Source organism: Nocardioides antri (genome assembly GCF_008373765.1).
Lineage (GTDB): Bacteria > Actinomycetota > Actinomycetes > Propionibacteriales > Nocardioidaceae > Nocardioides > Nocardioides antri.
Genome location: NZ_VUJW01000011.1, coordinates 152,811 through 175,593 on the forward strand (window position 1 = coordinate 152,811; position 22,783 = coordinate 175,593).

Here is a 22,783-nt window from a genome sequence, read left to right on the forward strand (position 1 = left end):
TTCTACTCGGCGCCGACCTCCGCACCGAGCTCCACCGCGGCAAAGTCGACGGGTACGGCGTCCGGCTCGCTCTGGGCGGCGATGGTCGCCGTCGCACCGGCGCCGCGGCCGGCGATGTCGATGACCGGGGCCGTGAGCCCCGAGTCGGGATCGGGCGCGACCGGGTCGGCGACCCGGACGCCCCGCTCCTCGAGCGCGGTCCGGATGGCGACCAGCCGGCGACCGCCGGCGGTGGGGAGCTGGAGCGGCACCTGCCGGGCCAGGGCCAGCCGCGCACCCAGCACGACAGCAGCGTCGCCGTTGCTGTCGGAGGTCCACGCGACGGCGACCGGGACCTGGGGCGGGAACGGGTCGGTGCCCTCGGCGACGATCGCGGACGGGCAGTCGACCACGGCGAGGACGGCCTCGAGAGAGGGGTCGTCCGACCACGCGACGAGCCCTTGCGGAGCAAGCACCTGCACCAGCTCGACGAGGTCCTGCTCGACGTCGGCGCTGGGGTGGGCGATCACCCGCACCGGGACGCCCAGCTCCTCACCCCTCCGGACCAGGACCTGCTGGCTCTCCATCGCGGCCGCCATGTCGGCGAGCTCGCCCGAGAGCCCGCTGCCCAGGTCGAGCAGGCGTCCCTGGGGCTGGAGGTCGGCCACGACGATCTCGGCCGGCCGGGCGCCGGCCAGCATGGTGACGGCGATCTCGAGCGGCACCTCGTTGGCGGCACCCGGGCGGCTCAGCACGAGGATCCGGTCCACCGCCTCGTCGCCGAGCGCAGCGCGCTCGGCCTCGGCGATGTCCCGCGCGACCCGGCGCTGCGGGTAGGTGAACGCGAGCAGGGGCCCCGTCATCACGGTGGTCACCAGCGCCATGATCACCATCAGGGTGAACAGTTCGGGGCTCAGCAGGCCCTTCTCGAGGCCGACGTTGAGGATGATCAGCTCGGTCAGGCCGCGGGTGTTCATGAGGAGGCCGAGCGAGCTGGCCTGCCAGTGCGGGACCTTCTGGAGCTTGGCGCCGACGTAGGCGCCGACGTACTTGCCGACGATCGCCACCGCGAGGATCCCCACCAGCGGGAGGATGTGCTCACTGCCGAGTCCCTGGATGTTGACCTTGAGCCCGGACAGCAGGAAGAAGACCGGCAGCAGGAGCAGCACGGAGATCTGCTCGAGGCGGACCAGGATCTCGTGGCGCAGCGCGGCGGCGTTCTCGTGCGGGATGATCGCGCCGAAGAGGAACGCGCCGAAGATGTAGTGAATGCCGATGACCTCGGTCGTCGCCGAGAACAACAGCATGCCGATCAGGACGACGGACAGGATCGTCGGCGTGAGCTCCCCGGCCCTCTTGTAGGCCGCCGTGAGCTGGGTGAGCGCGGGCCGGACGAGGAAGATCGCCACCAGGACGAACGGGATCGCGAGGTAGATCCCCCACGAGGGCAGGTGCCCGTGGCCGCCGTCGATGCCCGAGACAGCCAGCACCACGGCCAGCAGGGTCCAGGCGATGATGTCGTCGGTGGCGGCGCACGCCAGCGCCAGGCCACCGGTCTCGGTGCGGTGCATCCGCCGGTCGGTCAGGATCCGGGCCAGGACGGGGAACGCGGTGATCGACATCGCCGCGCCCATGAAGAGCGCGAACGGCCAGAAGCCGACGCCGTCCGGCTTGAGGCCGGAGGTCGCCTCCGTCTCGACGAAGATCTTCGCCAGGCCGATGCCGAGGGCGAACGGCAGCACGATCGAGCAGACCGACACCGATCCCGCGACCTTCCCGCGGCCCTTCACCAGGGAGATATCGAGCTCGAGGCCGACGACGAACATGAAGAGCACCAGGCCGATCCGCGCCAGGATGTCGAGGAAGCCGCGCTGGTCGACCGGGAAGATCTCTCCGCTCAGCTCCATGCCGAGCAGGCTCGGACCGAGCAGCACGCCCGCCGCGATCTCGCCGACGACCGGCGGGATCCCGACCTTCGCGACCAGCATTCCCGCGGCCTTGGCCACGACGATGATCAGCGCCAGCAGCGCGAGGATCACCGAGAAGTCGACCACCGGCCCCGGGACCGCGGCGGCCAGCAAGATGACGTGGGACATGGATCCTCCTGGGAAATCGTGCCGGCGTCAGCCTAGGGGCACCTACCCCTGGAGCGCGGCGCAATCACCCGGATTCAGCCCCGCGGATGACACGTCGGCCGCGGAGCTCAGGCCAGCGAGTCGAGCCACGCCTGGTGGAGGTCGGAGAACCGGCCGTGACCACCGGCGACCAGCTCCTCCGGCGCACCGTCCTCGACGATCCTGCCGTGCTCCATCACGATCACGCGGTCCGCGATCTCGACGGTGGAGAGGCGGTGGGCGATGATCACCGCGGTGCGGCCCGCAAGGACCGTGCGGAGCGCCTGCTGGACCAGTCGCTCGGACGGCACGTCGAGCGAGGACGTGGCCTCGTCGAGGATCAGCACCGCCGGGTCGGCGAGGAAGGCGCGGGCGAACGCGACCAGCTGCCGCTGGCCGGCGCTGAGCCGGCCGCCCTGGTTGGCGACCACCGTCTCGTAGCCGTCGGGAAGCGCGGTGATGAAGTCGTGGGCGCCGAGCGCCCGGGTCGCGGCCTCGACCTGCTCCATGGAGGCGTCGGGGCGGCCGAACCGGATGTTGTCGGCGATCGTGCCCGAGAACAGGTAGTTCTCCTGGGTGACCATGACCACGGCGCGGCGGAGCACCTCGGAGGTCAGGTCGCGCAGGTCGACGCCGTCGAGCCGGACCTGGCCGGCGGTCGGGTCGTAGAACCGGGTGGCGAGCTTCGCCACCGTGGTCTTGCCGGCGCCGGTGGTGCCGACGACGGCGAGCGTCTGGCCGGCGGGGACCCGCAGGTCGAGGTCGTGGAGGACCAGCCGGTCGTCGACGTAGCCGAAGTCGACGCTGTCGAAGTGGAGCTCCCCGCGGGCCGCCGGCAGCGCCTCGGGCCGGGTCGGCTCGGGGACACCCGGCTCCTCCCGCAGGACTCCGGCGAGCTTGTCGAGCGCCGCCGACGCCGACTGGAAGGTGTTGTAGAACTGCGAGATCTCCATCATCGGCTCGAAGAACTGGCGCAGGTAGAGCAGGAACGCCGCCAGCACGCCGACGGTCACCTCGCCGTGGTAGGCCAGGTAGCCGCCGTACAGCAGGACGACCGCGATGGTGACGTTGCCGATCAGCCGGATGCCGGGCATGAACCACGCGACCAGCCGGAAGGCGACGAGGTTGGCGGCACGGTACTGCTCGTTGACGTCGTCGAAGATCTCCTGGTTGCGGGGCTCGCGACGGAACGCCTGGACGGCGCGGATGCCGCCCATCGACTCGACGAAGTGGACGATGACGAGCGCGACCTTCTCGCGCGTCACCCGGTAGCTGTTGGCAGAGGACTTGCGGAACCAGTTGGTGAGCCAGAACAGGAACGGGCCGCAGCACAGCGCGACCAGACCGAGCTCGACGTCGAGGAAGAGCAGGAGGCCGGCCGTGCCGACCAGGGTCAGCGCAGCCGTGACCAGGCCGTCGAAGCCGGTCTCGAGCATCTCGTAGATCGCGTCGACGTCGGACGTCTGCCGCGAGATGACGCGGCCGGACGTGTACTCGTCGTGGAACGCGGGGCTCAGCGCCTGGAAGTGGCGGAACACCCGGCGCCGGACCTCGAACAGCACGTCCTGGCCGACCTTGCCGGAGCGGACCAGGAAGAGGTTGCGCGCGACCGCCTGGGTCAGCGTCGCGCAGAGCACGATCCCGACGATGACGAGCAGCGGCTGGAGGTCGTTGTCGGCGCGGATCGGCGGGATGCCGGTGTCGATGCCCTCCTTGACGAGGTAGGGGATCGAGAGCCGGGCGGCGTTCTCCACCAGCACGATCGCGACCAGGCCCCAGATCGCCCACTTGTAGGGCCGCAGCAGCTCGCGGAGGAGCGTGCCCGAGCCGCCGACGAACTTCCGCTCGATCCGCTCGATCCGCTCGTCCTCGTCGCCCTTGGCGATGCCGCGCCACTCGGTGGCGGTCATGAGGCGGCCTCCTCGAGCGACGGGTCGGCGGCGAGCAGCTCGCGGTAGGCGGGCACCGTGGCCAGCAGCTCGCGGTGCTCGCCGACGTGGGTGATGGTGCCGCCCTGCAGCAGGGCGACCCGGTCGGCAAGCAGCACGGTGGAGGCGCGGTGGGCGACGATCAGCCCGGTCGTGTCGACCAGCACCCGGCGCAGCGCCTCCTCGACCAGGGCCTCGGTGTGGACGTCGAGCGCCGACAGCGTGTCGTCGAGCACGAGCACGGGGGGCCGCGAGAGTACGGCGCGCGCGAGCGCCAGGCGCTGGCGCTGGCCGCCGGACAGGGCCATCCCCTGCTCACCGATCCGGGTCTCGAGGCCCCACGGGAGCTCGCGCGCGAAGCCGGCCTGCGCCACGTCGAGCGCCTCCTCGATGTCGGCGTCGCTGGCGTCGGCCCGGCCGAGGGTGAGGTTCTCCCGGGCGCTCATCGAGAACAGGGTGGGGTCGTCGAACGCGGTCGCCACCAGCTGGCGCAGGTGGGCCAGCTCGAGGTCGCGCACGTCGACGCCGTCGATCGTGACCGCACCTCCGGTCACGTCGAACAGCCGCGGGACGAGCGCGGTCAGGCTGGTCTTGCCCGAGCCGGTCGCACCGACCACGGCGACCGTCTCGCCGGGCCTGATGTCGAGGTTGACGTCGCGCAGCACCGGCTCGTCGAGCGCGCCGGGGTAGGCGAAGTCGACGTGCTCGAAACGGAGGTGGCCGCGGGGCCGGTCGATGGTGCGGGTGCCGCTCACGATGTCGGACTCGGTGTCGAAGATCTCGAGGATCCGAGCGGCCGACGTCATCGCCTCCTGCGCCATCGCGAGGATGATGCCGAGCGACGAGACCGGCCACACCAGGGAGAGCATCAGGGTGATGAACGCGACCAGCTCACCCGGGGTGAGCGCGCCGCGCCCCACGCCGATCGCGCCGAACAGCAGGACGACGACGACCGCACAGTTGGGGATCACCTCGAGGAAGGTCCAGAACCGCGCCGAGAGCCGGACCTTGTCCATCGAGGTCGTGTGCAGCTGGCGGGCAGCCGCTTCGTACTGGTCGCTGATGTAGCGGCTCCGGCCGAAGGACTTGATCACCCGGATCGCGACCGCGGCCTCCTCGGCCCGGGTCGCCAGGTCGCCCTGCTCGTCCTGCACCCGCCGCGACACGACGACGTACTCCTTCTCGAAACGCATCGAGAGCCACACGATCGGCGCTGCGGTGCAGGCCACCACAAGGCCGAGCGGCCAGTACATCGCCAGCAGCACCGCCGTGACCGCGGTGACCTGGAGGATGTTGATGAACAGGAACAGCATGCCGAACCCGAAGAACCGCCGGATCGACGAGAGGTCGGTGGTGGCGCGCGAGAGCAGCTGCCCGGACTGCCAGCGGCTGTGGAAGCTCATCGGCAGCGCCTGGAGGTGAGCGTAGAGGTCGCGCCGCATGGCGGTCTCGACGTTGAGGACGGCGTTGGACTGCACCCACCGTCGCCACCAGGTCAGGACCGCCTCGAGCACGCCGAGGGCAAGCACGAGCAGGCCGAGCGGCAGCACCGGGTCGAGCTCACGGTTGGTGATCGGGCCGTCGATGAGCGCCCGGATCACCAGCGGGATCGCGATCGCCACGCCGATGCCGGCCAGCGCGGTCGAGAGCATGACGAGCAGCGCTCCGCGGTGCGGGCGGAGGTAGGACCGCAGGCGCCACAAGGAGTGGACGCCTGCGGGCGGCGGGTTGTCCGGATCCGGCCCGAGCGGGTCGCGCTCCGGCCGACCAGGACGCTGTTGCGTGGAGGTCGTCATCGGTCCCCCGACTCTAGGTGCGGGGACCGACAGGCCGCGAATCGTTTATCCGCGCGGCGCGCCGGAAGATTCTCAGGCGAGCAGCCCGCGCACCACCCGCAGCGCGACCGAGACCCGGGCGAGGTCGGTGTCCTCGTCGGCGCAGATCGTCTCGAGCGTTTCCACGGCGTGGGCGACCACGCCTCCGGTGGAGGACTCCCAGGCGACGACCCGGCGCACTGCCTCCTCCCGCAGCTCGTCCGGCACGCCCCGCGCGCTGACCTCGTCGTCCGCCTCGGACACAGCGAGCACCTGGGCCGTGAGCTGGGCGTGCACGGCGTGCAGGTCGTCGCGCAGCGCCGCCCGGGCCATGGTCTGCCACTGGTCGGCGCGCGGCAGCGCGACGATCCGCTCCTGCAGCACCGACAGTCCCAGCCGCTCGCCGAGCGCGAAGTGCACCCGCGCGACGTCCTGCGGCGAGAGCCCGTCCCGGGTCGCGATGTCGACCACGTTGAGGAGCGCGTAGGCGACGTCGAACGACGCCACGCGGGCTGCCAGGTCCTCCGGCACGCCCTGCCCGACGAGCGTCGACCGGCGGGAGTCGTAGCCCGCCAGCTCGCGGCCGGTCAGCAGCTCCGGCAGGACGAGCATCGTCGCCTGAACCGGCTCGGCGAACATGTCGACCGTCGCCTGGCTGTCGAGCGGTGGCCGGCGGTTGGTGACGAGCCACCGGGACGCCCGCTCGACGAGGGTCCGCATGTCGACCCGCATCCGGGTCTGCACGGCCGCGTCGATCTTGTTGTCGTACGTCGCCAGCTCGTCCCGGAGCGGGAGCGAGCCGTAGATCTCGCGCGCCACGAAGTTGGCGCGGGTGAGCTCGGCGGCGGACGCCCCGGTCTCCCCCGCCAGCCGCGGCCAGTAGGTCATGCCGGCGCCGTTGACCAGGTCGTTGACGACCTGGGTCACGATGATCTCCCGACGCAGCGGGTGCTGCTCGATCTGCGCGCCGAAGCCCTCGCGCACAGCCTGTGGGAAGTAGGACACCAGGTCGAGGACGCAGTAGGGGTCCTCCGGCAGGTCGGACGACAACAGCTCCTCGGCCAGCACGATCTTCGTGTAGGCCATCAGCACCGAGAGCTCCGGCTGGGTGAGCGCGCCACCCTGCTCGATCCGCCGCCTGACCTCGGCCTTCGCCGGGAGCGCCTCGAGGTCGCGGTCGAGCCGGCCCTCGCTCTCCAGCTTGCGCATCCACTGCTCGTGCACGTGCAGGAGCGACGGCGCGTTCTTGGCCGCGTTGGCGAGCGCGAGGTTCTGCTCGTAGTTGTCGCGCAGCACCAGGTCGGCGACCTCGTCGGTCATCGACGCCAACAGCTTGTTGCGCTGCTTCTCGGTCAGGTCGCCGTCGAGCACCACCCGGTCCAGGAGGATCTTGAGGTTGACCTCCCGGTCGGAGGTGTCGACGCCGGCGGAGTTGTCGATGAAGTCGGTGTTGATCCTGCCGCCGTTGTGGGCGAACTCGATCCGGCCGCGCTGGGTGAAGCCCAGGTTGCCGCCCTCGCCGACGACACGCGCCCGCAGCTCGGTGCCGTTGACCCGGATCGCGTCGTTGGCCTTGTCGCCGGCGTCCGCGCTGGTCTCGCTGCTCGCCTTGACGTAGGTCCCGATGCCGCCGTTCCACAGCAGGTCGACCGGCGCCAGCAGGATCGCCTTCATCAGCTCCGCCGGCGTCATCTTGTCGACGTTGCGGAGGATCCCGAGCGCCGAGCGGATCTGGTGGTTGAGCTTGATCGACTTCGCCGAGCGGGGGAACACCCCGCCGCCCTCCGAGATCAGCGACTTGTCGTAGTCCTGCCAGCTCGACCGGGGCAGCTCGAACAACCGCTTGCGCTCGGCGTACGACGTCGCCGCGTCCGGCTCCGGGTCGATGAAGATGTCACGGTGGTCGAAAGCGGCCACCAGCCGGATGTGCTCCGAGCACAGCATCCCGTTGCCGAACACGTCGCCCGACATGTCGCCGATCCCGACCACGCTGATGTCCTGGGTCTGGCAGTCGACGCCGAGCTCACGGAAGTGGCGGCGCACCGACACCCACGCCCCGCGGGCCGTGATGCCCATCGCCTTGTGGTCGTAGCCGACGGAGCCACCGGACGCGAACGCGTCGCCGAGCCAGAAGCCGTAGTCCTTCGAGACCCCGTTGGCGATGTCGGAGAACGTCGCGGTGCCCTTGTCGGCGGCGACCACCAGGTAGGAGTCGTTGCCGTCACAGCGCACGACCCGCTCGGGCGGGACCGTCTCGCCCCCGACCAGGTTGTCGGTGACGTCGAGCAGACCGCGGATGAACGTCTTGTAGCACTCGACGCCCTCGGCGAGCCACGCGTCGCGGTCGGAGCCGTCGGGCAGCTGCTTGGCGTAGAACCCGCCCTTCGCGCCGACCGGCACGATCACGGTGTTCTTGACCATCTGCGCCTTCACCAGGCCGAGGATCTCGGTGCGGAAGTCGTCGCGCCGGTCGGACCAGCGCAGGCCACCGCGGGCGACGGCGCCGAACCGGAGGTGCACGCCCTCGACCCGCGGCGAGTACACGAAGATCTCGTACTTCGGCCGCGGCTCCGGCAGGTCCGGGATCGCCGACGGCTCCATCTTCAGCGACAGGTAGGTCTTCGGCCGCCTGCTGTCGCCGGCGTGCTGGAAGTAGTTCGTGCGCAGCGTGGCCCGGATGTGGGTGAGGTAGGACCGCAGGATCCGGTCGTGGTCGAGGCTGACCACGTCGTCGAGCGCCTTGGTGATCCGGGCCTCGAGGTCGGCCTGCCCCTGGCTGCGGTCGTCGTCGCTGAGGTCCGGGTCGAACCGGGTCTCGAACAGCTCCACCAGCATGCGGGCGAGCTCGACGTTGTCGGACAGCGCACCCTCGAGCGAGTCGATGGCGAACGGCGAGTTCCCCTGCCGCATGTACTTCGCGTAGGCGCGCAGCAGCATGGCCTGGCGCCACGTCAGCGACGCCCGCAGCACCAGCGCGTTGAACCCGTCGATCTCGGTGTAGCCGTCCCAGATCGCGCGGAGGGCGTCGGAGAAGAGCTCCCGTGCCTGGTCGGGCAGCGGGGCGCCGTACCTCAGGCCGAAGTCGTAGATGTGCGACACGCGCTCCAGCCCGATCAGCCCGTAGGGCCGCTCGTCGACCACCTCGACGCCCATCGACGAGAGCATCGGGAGCACCTCGGAGAGCGACAGGGGGGAGCCGACGCGGAACAGCTTGAGCCGCGCCTCGCCCTCCGGCGCGTCGAGCTCGGAGTAGAGCGCCTGGTCGATGCCGGCGTCGCCGTGGATCGCCTCGAGGCGCCCGAGGTCGACCGCGGCGGTCCGCGCAGGGAAGTCCTCCTTGTAGGCCTCCGGGAACGCGTCGACGTAGCGGCGGCCGAGGATCGCACCGACCTCCTCGCCGTACTCCGCGGAGACGGCGTGCAGGAAGTCGTCGTGCCACGACCGGGACGCGTCGATCAGGCGACGCTCGAGGTCGCCCGTGTCGACGTCGGGGATCGTCTCCCCGGCGGGCATCCGCACGACGAAGTGGACCCGCGCCGTCGTGGACTGGCTGATGCTGACGTTGAACTCGATCGAGTCGGGGTCGATCCGGCCCTCCCCGATGACGTGCGCCAGGATCCGCACGAACTTCTGCCGGACGCTGGTGTTGTAGCGGTCGCGGGGCAGGTAGATCAGGACCGAGAGGTACCGGTCGTAGGTGTCCTTCCGGATGAACAGGCGTACGGCGCGGCGCTCGCGCGCCTGCATCGCACCCTCCGCGATCGCGGCCAGCTCCTTGACGGGCGTGTGGAACAGCTCGTCGCGAGGGTAGGTCTCGAGGGTGTCGAGCAGCGCGTTGCCGTCGTGGCTGCGCGGGTCGAGGCCGGTGAGCTCCAGCACCGCGTCCACCTTGTCCCGCAGCAGCGGCACCCGCAGCACCGACTCCGTGTAGGCGGCGCTCGAGAGGAGGCCGAGGAACCGGCGCTCGCCGACGACCTCGCCGTTGTCGCCGTAGACCTTGACCCCGACGTAGTCGAGGTAGGCGGGCCGGTGCACCGTCGCCCGCGAGTTCGCCTTCGCGAGGACCAGCAGCGTCTTCTCCCGTGCCTTCGCCTTCACCGCGCCCGAGAGGCGGCTGAACGAGGACGACTTGTGGCCGGCCCTCGACCCGTCCCGCAGGATGCCGAGGCCGCTGTCCGGCACCGGCCGCAGGATGTCGGCTCCGCCGACCTTTCCGCCGTCGTCGGTGCTGTCAGGGACCTGCTCGAGCTCGTACTCCCGGTAGCCGAGGAACGTGAAGTGCTCGTCGGCCAGCCACGCCAGCAGCTCGCGACCCTCCTGCACCTCGTGCTCCGGCAGCGGCGGCGGCGACTCGTCGAGCTCCGCGACGATCGCGCGCACGCGCTCCTGCATGGCCGACCAGTCCTCGACCGACGCCCGCACGTCGCCGAGCACGCGTCGTACGTCGTCGGCCAGCCGCTCCGCCTCGCCGGAGTCCTCCGCCAGCCGGTCGATCTCGACGTGCATCCACGACTCGCGGATCGCGCCGTCGCGCGGCGTGGCCGACCCCGCCGCGACCGGGTGCAGGTCCAGCAGCTGGCCGGACTCGTCACGCTCGACGTCGAGGGTCGGGTGCAGCACGAGGTGGGCGTCGCGGTGCTGGCGCGCCAGCTCCATCGTCAGCGAGTCGACGAGGAACGACATGTCGTCGGTGACCACCTCGACCACGGAGTGCCCGCCTGCCGACCAGCCGTGCTCGGCCACCGTCGGCGTGTAGACCCGCACCTTCGTCGTGCCGGGCTGCCGCTCGGCGGCGAGGTGGTGGTGGGAGGCGTAGGCGCCGTAGACGTCGACCTCGGATCGGTCCGCGAGCTCGTCGGTGCCGACGTGGCGGTAGTAGGCCGCGAGCACGGGCACGAGCTGGTCGTCCGGTGGAGCCGAGGTCCCCTTCCCGTGGCGGGCCACCTCAGCGGCCTGGTCGAAGATCTGGTCCCGGTCGGTATGCGTCGTCGTTGACACGAATCTCACACTAGACCCGGGCGGTGCACGTGTGCAGCGGTGGCTCCATGCGCAAGGATGTGCGACGTGAGGTTCCAGCACACGTCGTCGTACGACGCCCCGGTGGATGCGGTCTTCGCGATGCTCACCGACGCCCGCTGGCGCGAGAAGGTCGCCGAGGCGCGGGGCGTGGTGTCGTCCGACGTGACCGTCACCCCGGAGGGCCCTGAAAGCTCGGGCTACCGGATCGTGATCGACCAGGTGCAGGACACCGCGGGCCTGCCGGCGATCGCGAAGAAGATCACCGGCGACACGACACGGGCCGTCGTCACCGAGGTCTGGACCTCCCCCACCGCGGGCACGATCGAGATCCTCGTGCCGGGCAAGCCGACCAAGGCGACCGGCACGGTGTCCCTCGTCTCGGACGGGGCATCGACCCGTCACGTCACCGATCTGGAGCTCACCGTCAAGGTGCCCCTCATCGGCGGCAGGCTCGAGCAGCTGATGGCCGACGACATCGGCAAGGGACTCGAGGTCGAGCAGGCCGTCGGAGTCGCCTGGCTGGAAGGGAACCACTGACGTGTCCACCCGGATCGTGCACGAGCTGACCTACGAGGCACCGCTGGCCGACGTCGCCGCGATGCTGGCCGATCCTGCGTTCCGCGACGAGGTCTGCGTCAACCAGCGGGCCACGAAGCACTCGGTGTCGATCGACGGCGTGCAGGGCGACCCGATGAAGGTGCGCGTGGAGTACTCCCAGCCGACCGACCGGGTGCCCGGCTTCGCGAAGAAGTTCGTCGGCAGCGAGGTCGACATCGTGCAGTCGGAGACCTGGACCAGCCCGGACCGCGGCGACATCCACGTCACCATCCCCGGCAAGCCCGGCGAGCTGGTCGGCACCGCGGTCCTCACCGAGAAGGACGGCGTCACCACCGAGACCGTCACGCTCGACATCACCGTCAAGATCCCGCTCGTCTCCGGCAAGATCGAGGGGCTGATCGGCAAGATCTTCGGCTCCGCGATGCGTGCCGAGCAGCGCACCGGCGTGGCCTGGCTGTCGCGCTAGCCCGGGTCACCCGGCTGCCGGTCGGCCTCCGCCTCCTCCGCGGCGTCGCGGCGGCGCTGGACGACGATCACCGCTCCCAGCAGGAGGAACGGGCCGAACGCCAGGATCAGCGTCAGCGCCAGCTCCGCCGGGTGGTCGGAGCCGACGTGCCAGGGAGTCACGGGACCCAGTGTCCCACCAGCAGGTCTCAGCCCATGTGCGGGTAGGTGTGGTCCTTCGGCGGCGAGAGCGTCTCCTTGATCGACCGCGGTGAGGTCCAGCGCAGCAGGTTGGAGGCGGCACCGGCCTTGTCGTTGGTGCCGGAGGCCCGGCCGCCGCCGAACGGCTGCTGGCCGACGACCGCGCCGGTGGGCTTGTCGTTGATGTAGAAGTTGCCGGCGGCGAACCGCAGCGTCATGCGGGCCCACCGGATCGCAGCGCGGTCCTGCGCGATGATCGCCCCGGTGAGGGCGTACGGCGCCGCGGACTCCGCCTGGACGACGACCTTCTCGAAGTCGGCGTCGTCGTAGACGTGGACCGCCAGGATCGGCCCGAAGTACTCCGTCGTGAACACCTCGTCCGCCGGGTCCTCACCGACAACGATCGTGGGCCGGACGAACCAGCCCTCCGAGTCGTCGGTCTTGCCGCCCGCGACGACCTGGAGGCCCGGGGTCGCCTTCGCCCGCTCGATCGCCGCGGTGTGCTTCTTGAAGGCCCGGTCGTCGATGACCGCGCCGAGGAAGTGCGAGAAGTCGGTGGGGTCGCCCATCGAGAGCGCGTCGGTCTTGGCGATGAGGTCGTCGCCGATCCGCTCCCACAGCGACCGCGGCACATAGGCCCGCGACGCGGCGGAGCACTTCTGCCCGCCGTACTCGAACGCACCGCGGATCAGGGCCGTCGTGACCACGTCGGGGTCGGCGGACGGGTGGGCGATGACGAAGTCCTTGCCGCCGGTCTCGCCGACCAGCCGCGGGTAGGTGCGGTACGACGGCAGGTTCGAGCCGACCGTCTGCCACAGCCGCTGGAACGTCGGGGTCGAGCCGGTGAAGTGGATGCCCGCGAGGTCGGGGTGTGCGAGGGCGACCTCCGAGACCGCCAGGCCGTCGCCGGGCAGCATGTTGATGACGCCCGGCGGCATGCCCGCCTCGATCAGCAGCTGCATCGTCAGCGACGCCGCGTGCTGCTGGGTCGGGCTGGGCTTCCAGATCACGGTGTTGCCCATCAGCGCCGGCGCGGTGGGCAGGTTGCCGGCGATCGCGGTGAAGTTGAACGGCGTGATCGCGTAGACGAAGCCCTCGAGCGGCCGGTGGTCGGTGCGGTTCCACACGCCGGGGCTGTTGGCGATCGGCTGCTCGGCCAGGATCTGCTTGGCGTAGTGGACGTTGAACCGCCAGAAGTCGATGAGCTCGCACGCCGCGTCGATCTCGGCCTGGAACGCCGTCTTCGACTGGCCCAGCACGGTCGCGGCGTTGAGCCGCTGCCGCCACGGGCCGGCCAGCAGCTCGGCCGCTCTGAGCAGGATCGCGCACCGCTCGTCGAACGGCATCGCCCGCCACTCGGGCGCCGCCGTCGTGGCCGCCTCGACCGCTCGCTGGGCGTCGGGCTGGGTCGCGTTCTTCAGGACGCCCAGCACGTGGGCGTGGTCGTGCGGCTGGACCACCTTGATCTCCGGTCCGCCACCGGCCACCCACTCGCCGCCGATGTAGGCGTCCATCCGGTGCTCGGTCGCCTCCTGCCGGGCGATCTCCGCAGCCAGCGCGTCGCGCTCCGGCGAGCCGGGCGCATAGGTCAGGTTGGGCTCGTTGACGGGAGCCGGGGGGAACGTGATCGCGTCCATGCTCCCGATGTTGTCAGACAATCGGGCACTCGCCCAACCGGGGCCGTCAGCGGCTGGTGCCCTTTCCCTTCGGCTTCGCCGAGGACGTCGTACGACGTCCGCGCGGAGCGCGCTGCCGGCCGGCCGACGAGACCTCGAGCAGCTCGTCGAGGGCCTCGCGCAGGCAGATGCCGAGCAGGTCGGCGTCCGGCACCACGTCGCGGTCGGCGGTGATGCCGTAGAACACGCCGCCGTTGTAGGAGGTGACGCTGATGACCAGCGGGTGTCCGGGCACCAGCGGCGCGACCGGGTAGCTCGCCAGCATCTCGGCGCCGGCGGCGTAGAGCGGGGTCTGCGGGCCGGGCACGTTCGTGACCGAGAGCTGGTAGCCGCGGCGCAGCTCGGCGGCGGCCACCCGCGACCCGATCGCGTGGAAGGTGGTCGGCGCGAACCCGGCGACACCGGCGAGCCGGTTCGCCGCCACGCTGCGACCGGTCTCCTTGTGCGCCTGGAACGAGTAGGAGACCTGGTGCAGCCGCACGACCGGGCTCGCCTCCCCCACCGGCAGGTCGACGAAGTGCGCCGCGATCTGGCTGCCGAGCGAGGTCGCCTCGAGCTCCTCGTCGATCACGGAGACCGGTACCACCGCGCGCACCTGCCGGATCCCGCCCATCGACTCGGCCCGGGTCATCAGCCACGAGCGGAGGCCGCCGGTGACGGTCGCGAGGATGACGTCGTTGACCGTGCCGCCGTGCGCCTGCCGGACCTTGCGGTAGTCGGCCAGGCAGGTCTCGACGGTGACCACCCGGCGCTGCTGCGACAGCTCGCCGCCGATCACCCCCCGGGACTTGGGCCGGCGGCCCGTGAGCGCCTCGGCGACGCTGCGGACCCGGCGGGTGCGCTCGTCGAGGGTGCGGACCACGGCCCGGGACGTCCCGCGCACCGTGTTGGCGACGGTCTGGCCGTCGACGAGCGCGTCGCGGACCGCGCCGGCGACGAGCGCGCCCGGCGCCGGGGCACGACGCGGCGCCCAGTCGTCGGGCTCGAGCTCGCGCGGGGTCGGCTGGGTGTCGAGCAGCAGCTGGCCGAGGTCGACGGTGTGGACACCGTCGACGAGCGCCTGGTGGGTCTTGGAGAGCAGGGCGACCCGGCCGCCCTCGAGACCCTCGACGAAGTAGACCTCCCACAGCGGGCGGGTGCGGTCGAGCGGGCGCGACACGATCCGGGAGGCGAGCTCGAGCAGCTGGCTCGACGTACCCGGACGGGGCAGGGCCGAGCGTCGTACGTGGAAGCCGAGGTCGAAGTTCTCGTCGTCGACCCACAGCGGCGGCGCCAGGTGGCCGGGGACCACCTGGACGCGCTGCCGGTAGCGCGGCACGAACGCGATGCGGTCGCGGATCAGCTCGACCAGCCGGTTGTAGTCGAACCCCGAGTCGCCCGGATCGAAGATCTCGATCGTCGCGTTGTGGGCCGGGGTCTGAGGAGTCTCTGCGGTCAGGAGCGCGAGGTCGCGAGTTCGCAACCGATCGACCACGGGTATTCCACCGCCTTCTGGAACCAGCCCCCGTCAAGTCCCCATGACTTGCTGCGTGAGATTCTGACAGAGCGCCGGGGCCACGCTGGCATTTGTCCGCGTGTGCTGCGGTGGACGACGGCGGAAGGATCAGGGGTGGGACGTACGGCGGCGCGGGCGATCGCGGTCACTCTCCTCGCCGGAGCTGCGCTTTCTGCGTGCAGCACCGACGAGGGCTCGGACGACGGCAACGGCGGCGGGGACCCCGTCGTGGTCGAGATCACGTTCGAGGGCGGCGAGGTGACCCCGAACGGCGATCGGGTCGAGGTCGGGGCGGGCGAGCCGATCGACCTCGTGGTGACCGCCGACGAGCCCGGCACGATCCACCTGCACTCGACGCCCGAGCAGGAGTTCTCCTACGAGGAGGGCACGGAGACGTTCGAGATCCAGATCGACCGCCCCGGCGTCGTCGAGGTCGAGTCGCACGAGCTGGACCAGGTGATCGTCCAGCTCGAGGTCCGTTGATCGGCGCGCTGGTCGAGGCCCACGGCATCGGAGGCGCCGAGGACCTGCCGATCTCGCTCGGTCTCGCCGTCTCCGGCGCCGTCGCGGCCCTCGTCGTCTCGTTCACCGTCCTGGTGGTCGCCTGGCGCACGCCGCGCTATGCGACCGGGCTCGACGACGAGGCGGACCCGGAGGTCGCCGAGGACCTCGAAGACCCCGAGGAGCCGGTGCGCGAGCGCCCGTCGCCATGGATCGTCGTGCTGCGGACCCTCGGCCTGGTCGGGTTCGTCTTCACCGCGCTCACCGCCGTCCTCGGCGAGGACCTGCTGACCAACCCGTTCTTCGGGATCATCTACGTCTGGCTGTGGGTCGGCATGGTCTTCGCCTCGCTCCTGTTCGGCCCGGTCTGGCGGGCGATCAGCCCGATGCGCACGATCAACGCGGCCCTGGCCCGGGTCGCCGGCAGCGACCCGGAGCGCGGCGTCGTCGACTACCCGTCCTGGCTCGGCTACTGGCCGGCGGCGATCGCGCTCTACTCCTTCGTGTGGATGGAGCTGGTCAGCCGCACGCCGACCGACCTCGGCACGGTCCGGCTCTGGTGCGCGCTCTACGTCGCCGCCATGCTCATCGGCGGCGCCGTCTTCGGGTCGCGGTTCTACGAGAACGCCGACCCGTTCGAGGTGTACTCCACGCTCGTGGGCTCGCTGTCGATCTGGGGTCGCAACGAGGAGGGCGGCGTGGCCCTGCGGAGCCCGCTGGCCGGTGCCGCCACCATCCCGTCCCGGCCCGGTCTCGTCGCCGTGGTGGCCGTGCTGTTCGGCAGCACGGCGTTCGACTCGTTCAGCGGGTCGTCGTACTGGCTCCGCACGATCCAGCAGGCGTCGGTCACCGGCTTCACGCTCGACAACCTCGGGCTGCTCGCGTTCTGCGTCGGCGCCGGCCTGATCTTCGCGACCGGCGCCGTGCTGACCTCGGTCGGGCCCGGCGTGCGACGCACCGAGCTGCCGCGCCGGCTGGCGCACTCGATCGTGCCGATCGTCGCGGGTTACATCGTCGCCCACTACCTGACGCTGCTCATCGACGTGGGCACGCAGACCCTCGCCCTGGCCAGCGACCCGCTCGGCAAGGGGTGGAACATCTTCTTCACCGCGGCGGTCGAGCCGACGTACTGGTTCTCCTACCACCCGAGCGTGCTCGCCACGATCAAGGTGATGGCGGTCGTGATCGGGCACGTCGCGGCGGCGGTCCTCGCCCACGACCGGGCGATCGCGCTGCTCCCCCGGCGGCACCAGATCACCGGTCAGCTGCCGCTGCTCGCCGCCATGGTCGCGTTCACCGCGGGCGGGTTGTACCTCCTGTTCACCGCCTAGCAGCCACGCGTCCCGCCATCGCGTCGACCAACGACGCGACGGCCCGGGTCAGCGGCGACTCGCCCGCCTCGACCAGCGTGCGCCCGGCGACGAGCGCCCGGTCGACCGCCGGCTGGTCGTCAGGCAGGAAGTGGACGCCGAGGTTGCCGCCGAACCCAGCCAGCATCGAGGTGACGTCGGCCTCGCGCCACCCGAGCGAGGGTCGCATCCGGTTGACGACCAACCGGAGCACGGGCGCCGGAAGCACCTCGTGAACCTCGGCGATCGCGCGGGCGACCCGGGCCAGGCCGACCGGGTCGGCCGCGCCGACCAGCAGGACCTCGTCGGCTGCCGTGAGCGCCTCGAGGGTCATCGCGTTGCGCTCCGGGCGGGCTCCGACGTCGGTGGCCGGGTCCTGCTCGAGGCTGAACCCGGTGTCGATCACCACCTGTGCCTCGCTCCGCGCCCGCTCGACGATCGCGGTCAGCGCCCCCGGCCGCACCTCGACCCAGCGGTCCGCGCGCGGCAGCCCGGTGACGACGCGCAGGTGGTCGCTGAGCCGGCGCTGGACGGTGGGGAACCGCTCGTCGATCGAGCCGCCGGTCACCAGTCGGGCAGCGGAGAGCAGCCCGGAGACCTCGTCCAGGACGCCGAGCTGCTGGGCGACCGCGCCGCCGTAGGGGTCTGCGTCGACGAGCACCGTCGTCATGCGGCGCCGGGCGAGCTCGGCCGCGAGCGCGGTGGCCAGGGTCGTGCGCCCGGGAGCGCCGGCCGGCCCCCAGACTGCGATCACGCGACCGGAGGGCGGTGCCGACGGCGGCAGCCCCGCGACCGCCTCGACGGTCGGTGCCTCCAGCAGGGCCGGACCGGGGCCGCGCACCACGGCGTCGACGAGGTCCTCGACCCGGTCCGCCGCGACGACCGCGTCGATCCCGATCCGGTGGGCGCGGGCGCGGGCCACGTCGTCGTCCTGCGCGACGGCGACGGCGCGAACGCCGTACTGCCGCAGCTGGTCGACCACCGCCGCGTCGAGCCCCGCCAGCTCCGCCCCCAGCACGGCGACCTCGCCCTGGCCGGCGCTCGCCGTCGCGAGCAGGTCGTCGACGTCGACGCACCGCTTGAGCACGACGACGCCTGGGTGCTCGTTGAGACTGGCGAGCGCGCTGCTCTCCCAGGCGGCGCCGGTCGACACCAGCAGGGTGACGATCACGGCTCAGGACCTCTGGACGACGCGGACGACCGGGTCCTCGGCGCCGTCGAGCACGGCGAGGAACTCCGCGACCTCCGCCTCGTCGACCGCCAGGACCAGCTGGCGCGTCCCGGTGACGGCGAAGGCCTCCTCGACCGCCGGAGCGGCGACCACGGTCGTGTCGGACAGCGCCGGGGCGTCAGCGGCGCTCTGGCCACGACCGCCGGACAGGCTGACGTAGACGTCGACCACCGACCCCGTGACGACGGTCGGCGGGACCCGGTTCGGGTCGAGGTCGAGGGGCACCTGGACGGTGCCGGCGTCCTGGGCCGCGCCGACGGCGGACCGTGGGAGGAGCTCCCCGGCGCCGATCCCGCGGGCCAGCACGAGGTCGGCCGGCAGCGGCTCGTCGGCGGACAGGTAGCGGTCGAGGTCGCCGTCGTCGGTGAACCGCACGCGTACGGCGACGACGTCCTCCGCGCCGATCGGCGCGCCTGCGCCGTGGTCGCCGACCGCTGCCCACACGGCGACCGTGTCGTCCGCAGCGGCGAGCAGCCGAGCGCCGAGCACGACGGACCCGGCGACGATCAGCAGGCCGATCCACAACCGCGGGTCACGCCACCCCGCCCTGGTCACCCTCGTGGCGACCGGAGGCGCTGGCGTGCCCGGCTTCCCGAGACTGGACACGAGGACATGATGCAGTCCCCCCGCCGTCCCGTCACCTGGCCGTCCACAGGTCAGCGGGGCGTTGCTGCGATCGCGCAGGTGCGGATGGGACGATGGGCCCATGGCCGGGACCCCGCGCTTCTACACGCTCGCCGACGTCGCCGAGGTGCTCAACACCTCGAGCGCCCAGGTCTACGCACTGGTCCGCCGCGGCGAGCTGCCGGCGATCAAGATCGGCGGCCGGGGCCAGTGGCGGGTCGAGGCCACCAAGCTGGAGGAGTACATCCAGGAGCAGTACAAGGCCGCCGAGAAGTACGTCGAGACGCACCCCTTCGTCGACTCGGACGCGCCGGACTAGCGGAGCTACCCCACCTCGCCGTCGAGCGTGACCGAGATCGTCCGCTCGGTGCCGTCCCGCTCGATGGTGAACTCGATGGTCTCGCCCGGCTGGTGCGTGCGGATCGCCACGATGAGCGCGATCCCGTCGGTGACCCGGTCGCCGTTGACGTGGGTGATCAGGTCGCCGTCCTCGAGGCCGGCCTCCTGGGCCGGTGAGTCGTCGAGGACCTCGTCGATCGTCGCGCCGTCGAACTCGGCAGGGCCGCCGGTCTCCACGCGGGCGCCGATCACGGGGTACTGCGCCTCGCCGGAGGCGAGGATCTGGTCGGCGGTGACGACGACCTGCTCGACCGGGATCGCGAAGCCGACGCCGATGTTGCCGGCTTGGTCGTCGATGCTGCCCCCGCCGTTGGTCGCGATCGCGGAGTTCACGCCGACGACCTGGCCGCGGAGGTTCACCAGCGGGCCGCCGGAGTTGCCGGGGTTGATCGCGGCGTCGGTCTGGACCGCGTTGATGTAGGACGAGTCGTCGGCGGTGTTGCCCGTCGTGACCGGCCGGTTGAGGGCGCTGACGATGCCCGACGTCACCGTCGAGCTGAGACCGAGGGGCGCCCCGATCGCCACGACGGGCTCGCCGACGCGGAGCCCTCGCGAGCGGCCCAGCGCGGCGGGCTTGAGGTCCTCGGCGCCGGAGACGTGGAGCACGGCGAGGTCGTAGACGGGACTCCGCCCGACGACGGTCGCGGGGAGCCGGTTGCCGTCCTGGTCGACGATCTCGATCGGACCGTCGTTCTCGGCGGCGTCGGCGACGACGTGGTTGTTGGTGATGATGTGGCCCTTGCCGTCGAGCACGAAGCCCGACCCGGTGGCCCCGGCCTCGACGCCGTCGAGCTCGGCGATGATCTGGACGGTGCTCGGGAGCACCTCCTGGGCAACCCGGGCGACGGAGCCGGGCTTCTCCAGCGGCGCCTGCGTGTTGAGGTCCGCGTCGTCGAGCCCGCCGCCCACGGTCGAGCTGATGGTGTCGGCGTCGTCGGACCACTCGGAGTAGCCGATCCCGCCGAGCACACCACCGACCACGCCGACCACGAGGGCGAGCACCGCGACCAGCGGCCACATCCAGCCGGAGGGCCGGGTGGACGGCCGCGTGACCCGGAGGTGGGCGGGCCCGCCCGGTGCCTGCGGCGGCAACGTCCGGGTCGGCGGCGGGGGCGGGTACTGCTCCTGAGCGGGAGCCGGCGACACGGCCGGCGCTGCCGGCGGGGCGGCCGGCGGTGGTGACGACGGCGGGGGTGACATCGGAGGAACAAGTGACGAGCCGCCGCCCGGCGGCGCCCACCGCTCCTCGGCCGGCGGACGGTGCCCGATCGGCTGGGTGTGCTCGGGCTCGGCCGACGGCTCCGGCGTCCGGCCGTCGGGGTCGTCGGATCGCTCGTTCACGGTTCCATCATCGCCGATGGCCACAGCCGCCGCTCTCCTGCCTGGGATCGGTCGGTCTACGGGAGCAGTTGCTGGACCCAGGCCGGCACGGGAGCCGGGGTCGTCCAGGCAGGCCCGCCGAGCGGGTCGACCGTGGCCGCGGGCACGACGGCGCCGACCGGGGTCCGCCCGTCCCGCCCGCGCTGCGCGTCGTCGGCCGGCTCGCTCGCCGCGGGCGTCTCCAGCCGAGAGACGGGCGGACGACGGTCCGCGGGCTCGCTCCCGGGACCGAACCCGAGCGCCAGGACGCCCACCATCGCGGCGCCGAGCGCGCCGCCGCCGAGCACGGCGACGCCGACACCGCGGCGGATGCCGCCGGCTCTGTGGCGGGAGTCGACGAGGAACCGCTCCCCCGGCGTCAGGCTGAGCAGCGAGCCCTTGAGGTCGGGCGAGGCGGCGCCGACACCGCCGGAGAGCCCCGCGAGCCTGGTCTTGACCCATCCCTCCCGCTCGACGAGGTCGCGGCAGGCGTGGCACGCATAGACGTGGGCCCAGGCCTCCTCCGCCTCGGCTGCTGAGAGCTGGCCGTCGAGGAGGGCGCTGACCCGCGCGCCGAGGTGGCCCATCACGACCGTCCCAGCCCGGGCACGAGCGGCGCCGGGCCGGCGAACCGGGTGCGGTCGCCGGTCGGTGCGCGGTGCGCCAGCGCGGCGCGGAGCATCGCCCGGCCGCGGTGGATGCGGGACCGCACGGTGCCGAGCTTGGCGTCGAGGATCTCGGCGATCTCCTCGTAGGTCAGGCCCTCGATGTCGCAGAGCACCACGGCGGCGCGGAAGTCCGGCGGAAGCGCCGAGAGCGCGGCCTCGACGTCGTCGTCGAAGGTGCGGTCGGCGTACGCCGTGTCGGGCCCGGCGACGGCGCTCGCGATCCGGGCGGCCCGCTCGTCGGAGAGGGCGTCGAAGCGGATCCGCTGGCGGCGGCGGGCCTGGTCGAGGAAGAGGTTGGTCGTGATCCGGTGGAGCCAGCCCTCGAACGTGCCGGGCTGGTAGGTGTGGAGCGAGCGGAACACCCGGACGAAGACCTCCTGGGTGAGGTCCTCGGCGTCGTGGCGGTTGCCGGTCAGGCGGAGCGCGAGGCGGAACACGCGGTCGGAGTGCTGCTCGACGATCGACTGCCAGTCCCCCGTCTGCCCAGCCTGCCCCGTCTGCCCGGCCTGCTCGGCGACCGGTCGCTCCGCGCTCATGGTTCCTGCCCTTCTCCGCACCTGGGTGCTGCCTCCCTCGTGAGCGATGACGGTATGCCTGCGGCCTGAGGAAACCCTGTGAAAAGGCTCCACGGCTCCCGTGAGACCGCGACAACCCTCCCAACGACCGGCTCGGGCGTGTTGTTCCGGCCAGCGGCCGTCGGACTCCCGGCGGTGGATACCCGGAACGAGGCCCGGAGACCGTTACGGTGGCCTCGTGGCCGCCTCTCCGCTCGACCCGATCAGCCCCGCCAGCTGGACCTTCGCCGAGACCTACGTCGCGGAGGACGACGTGCTCCTGGCAGCGCGTGCCCGCGCCGAGGAGGTCGGTGCGGTCGCGATCGGCTCGGGGGCAGGTGCCGCGCTGCGGTTCCTGGCGGCGGTGCTCGACGCCCGGGCGGTGGTCGAGATCGGCACGGGAGCCGGCGTCTCCGGCCTCTGGCTGCTGCGCGGCATGCGCCCCGACGGCGTGCTGACCACCGTCGACGTCGAGGCCGAGCACCAGCGCCTGGCCCGCGAGAGCTTCAAGGACGAGGGCGTCCCGCCCCAGCGGGTGCGCACCATCGCGGGCCGCGCGCTCGACGTGCTCCCCCGCCTGACCGACGGCCACTACGACATCGTGTTCGCCGACGCTGACAAGCGCGAGTACGGCGCCTACCTGGCCGAGGCCCTCCGGCTGCTGCGCCCCGGCGGCGTCGTCGCGTTCGACAACGCGCTGTGGCACGACCGGGTCGCCGACCCGGCCCAGCGCGACGACGAGACGATCGCGATCCGGGCGCTCGTCCAGGAGGTCAGCGTGACCGACGGCCTGGTGCCGCTGCTGCTCCCCGTCGGTGACGGCCTGCTGGTCGCCAAGAAGGAGTGGGTCCCCGAAGGCGGGGACTGACG

Annotated in this window: 18 protein-coding genes; 6 read left to right on the forward strand and 12 right to left on the reverse strand. The window is 71.9% G+C overall.

What is annotated here, in order from left to right; genetic code table 11:
- Positions 1 to 2 precede the first annotated feature (2 nt).
- The 4 genes from F0U47_RS18030 to F0U47_RS18045 form a co-directional block, all read right to left on the reverse strand.
- Entirely contained in the window at positions 3 to 2,075 is a 2,073-nt protein-coding gene (locus tag F0U47_RS18030) for a cation:proton antiporter (RefSeq protein ID WP_149751869.1), read from the reverse strand.
- A 107-nt stretch (positions 2,076 to 2,182) separates the two neighbouring features.
- Positions 2,183 to 4,003, reverse strand: a complete 1,821-nt coding sequence (locus F0U47_RS18035) for an ABC transporter ATP-binding protein (RefSeq protein WP_149751870.1) — start codon at positions 4,001 to 4,003, stop codon at positions 2,183 to 2,185.
- Positions 4,000 to 5,817: an ABC transporter ATP-binding protein gene (locus F0U47_RS18040; protein WP_149751871.1), complete on the reverse strand. Its 1,818-nt coding sequence runs from the start codon at positions 5,815 to 5,817 to the stop codon at positions 4,000 to 4,002. Before F0U47_RS18040 ends, F0U47_RS18035 begins: the two co-directional genes overlap by 4 nt.
- 72 nt (positions 5,818 to 5,889) lie before the next feature.
- The gene (locus tag F0U47_RS18045; protein ID WP_246159687.1) at positions 5,890 to 10,833 is read right to left on the reverse strand and encodes an NAD-glutamate dehydrogenase; all 4,944 of its coding nucleotides are present in this window, start codon (positions 10,831 to 10,833) and stop codon (positions 5,890 to 5,892) included.
- A gap of 66 nt (positions 10,834 to 10,899) precedes the next feature.
- Here F0U47_RS18045 and F0U47_RS18050 point away from each other — a divergent pair, with 66 nt between their 5' ends.
- On the forward strand, positions 10,900 to 11,391 hold the full coding sequence (locus F0U47_RS18050; protein WP_188111413.1) for a DUF2505 domain-containing protein: 492 nt from the start codon (positions 10,900 to 10,902) through the stop codon (positions 11,389 to 11,391).
- A gap of 1 nt (position 11,392) precedes the next feature.
- Complete coding sequence (locus F0U47_RS18055) at positions 11,393 to 11,878, forward strand: DUF2505 domain-containing protein (protein WP_149751874.1); 486 nt, start codon at positions 11,393 to 11,395, stop codon at positions 11,876 to 11,878.
- On the opposite strand, the gene F0U47_RS21350 is transcribed toward F0U47_RS18055, so the two are convergent.
- Genes F0U47_RS21350 through F0U47_RS18065 form a run of 3 tightly spaced genes read right to left on the reverse strand, consistent with a single transcriptional unit; the run spans position 11,875 to position 15,207 of the window.
- Positions 11,875 to 12,039, reverse strand: a complete 165-nt coding sequence (locus F0U47_RS21350) for a hypothetical protein (RefSeq protein WP_188111414.1) — start codon at positions 12,037 to 12,039, stop codon at positions 11,875 to 11,877. The genes F0U47_RS18055 and F0U47_RS21350 overlap by 4 nt on opposite strands.
- Before the next feature lie 26 nt (positions 12,040 to 12,065).
- Positions 12,066 to 13,694 (reverse strand): L-glutamate gamma-semialdehyde dehydrogenase, encoded by a 1,629-nt coding sequence (gene pruA, locus F0U47_RS18060; protein WP_149751875.1) that lies wholly within the window; start codon positions 13,692 to 13,694, stop codon positions 12,066 to 12,068.
- 46 nt (positions 13,695 to 13,740) lie between these two features.
- The gene (locus F0U47_RS18065; protein WP_149751876.1) at positions 13,741 to 15,207 is read right to left on the reverse strand and encodes a WS/DGAT/MGAT family O-acyltransferase; all 1,467 of its coding nucleotides are present in this window, start codon (positions 15,205 to 15,207) and stop codon (positions 13,741 to 13,743) included.
- 135 nt (positions 15,208 to 15,342) lie between these two features.
- Here F0U47_RS18065 and F0U47_RS18070 point away from each other — a divergent pair, with 135 nt between their 5' ends.
- The gene (locus F0U47_RS18070; protein ID WP_149751877.1) at positions 15,343 to 15,711 is read left to right on the forward strand and encodes a hypothetical protein; all 369 of its coding nucleotides are present in this window, start codon (positions 15,343 to 15,345) and stop codon (positions 15,709 to 15,711) included.
- The gene (locus F0U47_RS18075) at positions 15,708 to 17,060 is read left to right on the forward strand and encodes a hypothetical protein (protein ID WP_149751878.1); all 1,353 of its coding nucleotides are present in this window, start codon (positions 15,708 to 15,710) and stop codon (positions 17,058 to 17,060) included. Before F0U47_RS18070 ends, F0U47_RS18075 begins: the two co-directional genes overlap by 4 nt.
- Here F0U47_RS18075 and F0U47_RS18080 read toward each other — a convergent pair.
- Together F0U47_RS18080 and F0U47_RS18085 are read right to left on the reverse strand one after the other, a co-directional pair.
- Positions 17,050 to 18,249 carry a CpaE/TadZ family protein gene (locus tag F0U47_RS18080; RefSeq protein ID WP_149751879.1) on the reverse strand — a complete coding sequence of 400 codons (1,200 nt, stop codon included), beginning with the start codon at positions 18,247 to 18,249 and terminating at the stop codon, positions 17,050 to 17,052. The two genes, F0U47_RS18075 and F0U47_RS18080, sit on opposite strands and share 11 nt — an antisense overlap.
- A 3-nt stretch (positions 18,250 to 18,252) precedes the next feature.
- Positions 18,253 to 18,915: a hypothetical protein gene (locus tag F0U47_RS18085; protein WP_149751880.1), complete on the reverse strand. Its 663-nt coding sequence runs from the start codon at positions 18,913 to 18,915 to the stop codon at positions 18,253 to 18,255.
- A gap of 100 nt (positions 18,916 to 19,015) precedes the next feature.
- Here F0U47_RS18085 and F0U47_RS18090 point away from each other — a divergent pair, with 100 nt between their 5' ends.
- Positions 19,016 to 19,252, forward strand: coding sequence for a helix-turn-helix domain-containing protein (locus tag F0U47_RS18090; protein ID WP_149751881.1), 237 nt, complete (start codon positions 19,016 to 19,018; stop codon positions 19,250 to 19,252).
- 5 nt (positions 19,253 to 19,257) lie between these two features.
- Here F0U47_RS18090 and F0U47_RS18095 read toward each other — a convergent pair whose 3' ends face one another.
- Genes F0U47_RS18095 through sigE form a run of 3 tightly spaced genes read right to left on the reverse strand, consistent with a single transcriptional unit; the run spans position 19,258 to position 21,895 of the window.
- Positions 19,258 to 20,673, reverse strand: a complete 1,416-nt coding sequence (locus F0U47_RS18095) for a S1C family serine protease (protein ID WP_188111415.1) — start codon at positions 20,671 to 20,673, stop codon at positions 19,258 to 19,260.
- Positions 20,674 to 20,729: 56 nt separating this feature from the next.
- Positions 20,730 to 21,278 carry a hypothetical protein gene (locus tag F0U47_RS21355; protein ID WP_188111416.1) on the reverse strand — a complete coding sequence of 183 codons (549 nt, stop codon included), beginning with the start codon at positions 21,276 to 21,278 and terminating at the stop codon, positions 20,730 to 20,732.
- Entirely contained in the window at positions 21,278 to 21,895 is a 618-nt protein-coding gene (gene sigE / locus F0U47_RS18100) for an RNA polymerase sigma factor SigE (protein WP_149751883.1), read from the reverse strand. The genes F0U47_RS21355 and sigE overlap by 1 nt, the downstream gene beginning before the upstream one ends.
- A 217-nt stretch (positions 21,896 to 22,112) precedes the next feature.
- Between sigE and F0U47_RS18105 the strand changes: the two genes are divergently transcribed.
- Positions 22,113 to 22,781 (forward strand): O-methyltransferase, encoded by a 669-nt coding sequence (locus F0U47_RS18105; RefSeq protein ID WP_246159688.1) that lies wholly within the window; start codon positions 22,113 to 22,115, stop codon positions 22,779 to 22,781.
- Positions 22,782 to 22,783 lie beyond the last annotated feature (2 nt).

Excerpts from the sequence above, each read along its gene's own strand:
- F0U47_RS18030 (WP_149751869.1), bottom strand. The coding sequence starts at position 2,075 with ATGTCCCACGTCATCTTGCTGGCCGCCGCGGTCCCGGGGCCGGTGGTC.
- F0U47_RS18035 (WP_149751870.1), bottom strand. The coding sequence starts at position 4,003 with ATGACCGCCACCGAGTGGCGCGGCATCGCCAAGGGCGACGAGGACGAG.
- F0U47_RS18040 (WP_149751871.1), bottom strand. The coding sequence starts at position 5,817 with ATGACGACCTCCACGCAACAGCGTCCTGGTCGGCCGGAGCGCGACCCG.
- pruA (WP_149751875.1), bottom strand. The coding sequence starts at position 13,694 with ATGGACGCGATCACGTTCCCCCCGGCTCCCGTCAACGAGCCCAACCTG.
- F0U47_RS18090 (WP_149751881.1), top strand. The coding sequence starts at position 19,016 with ATGGCCGGGACCCCGCGCTTCTACACGCTCGCCGACGTCGCCGAGGTG.
- F0U47_RS21355 (WP_188111416.1), bottom strand. The coding sequence starts at position 21,278 with ATGGGCCACCTCGGCGCGCGGGTCAGCGCCCTCCTCGACGGCCAGCTC.
- sigE (WP_149751883.1), bottom strand. The coding sequence starts at position 21,895 with ATGAGCGCGGAGCGACCGGTCGCCGAGCAGGCCGGGCAGACGGGGCAG.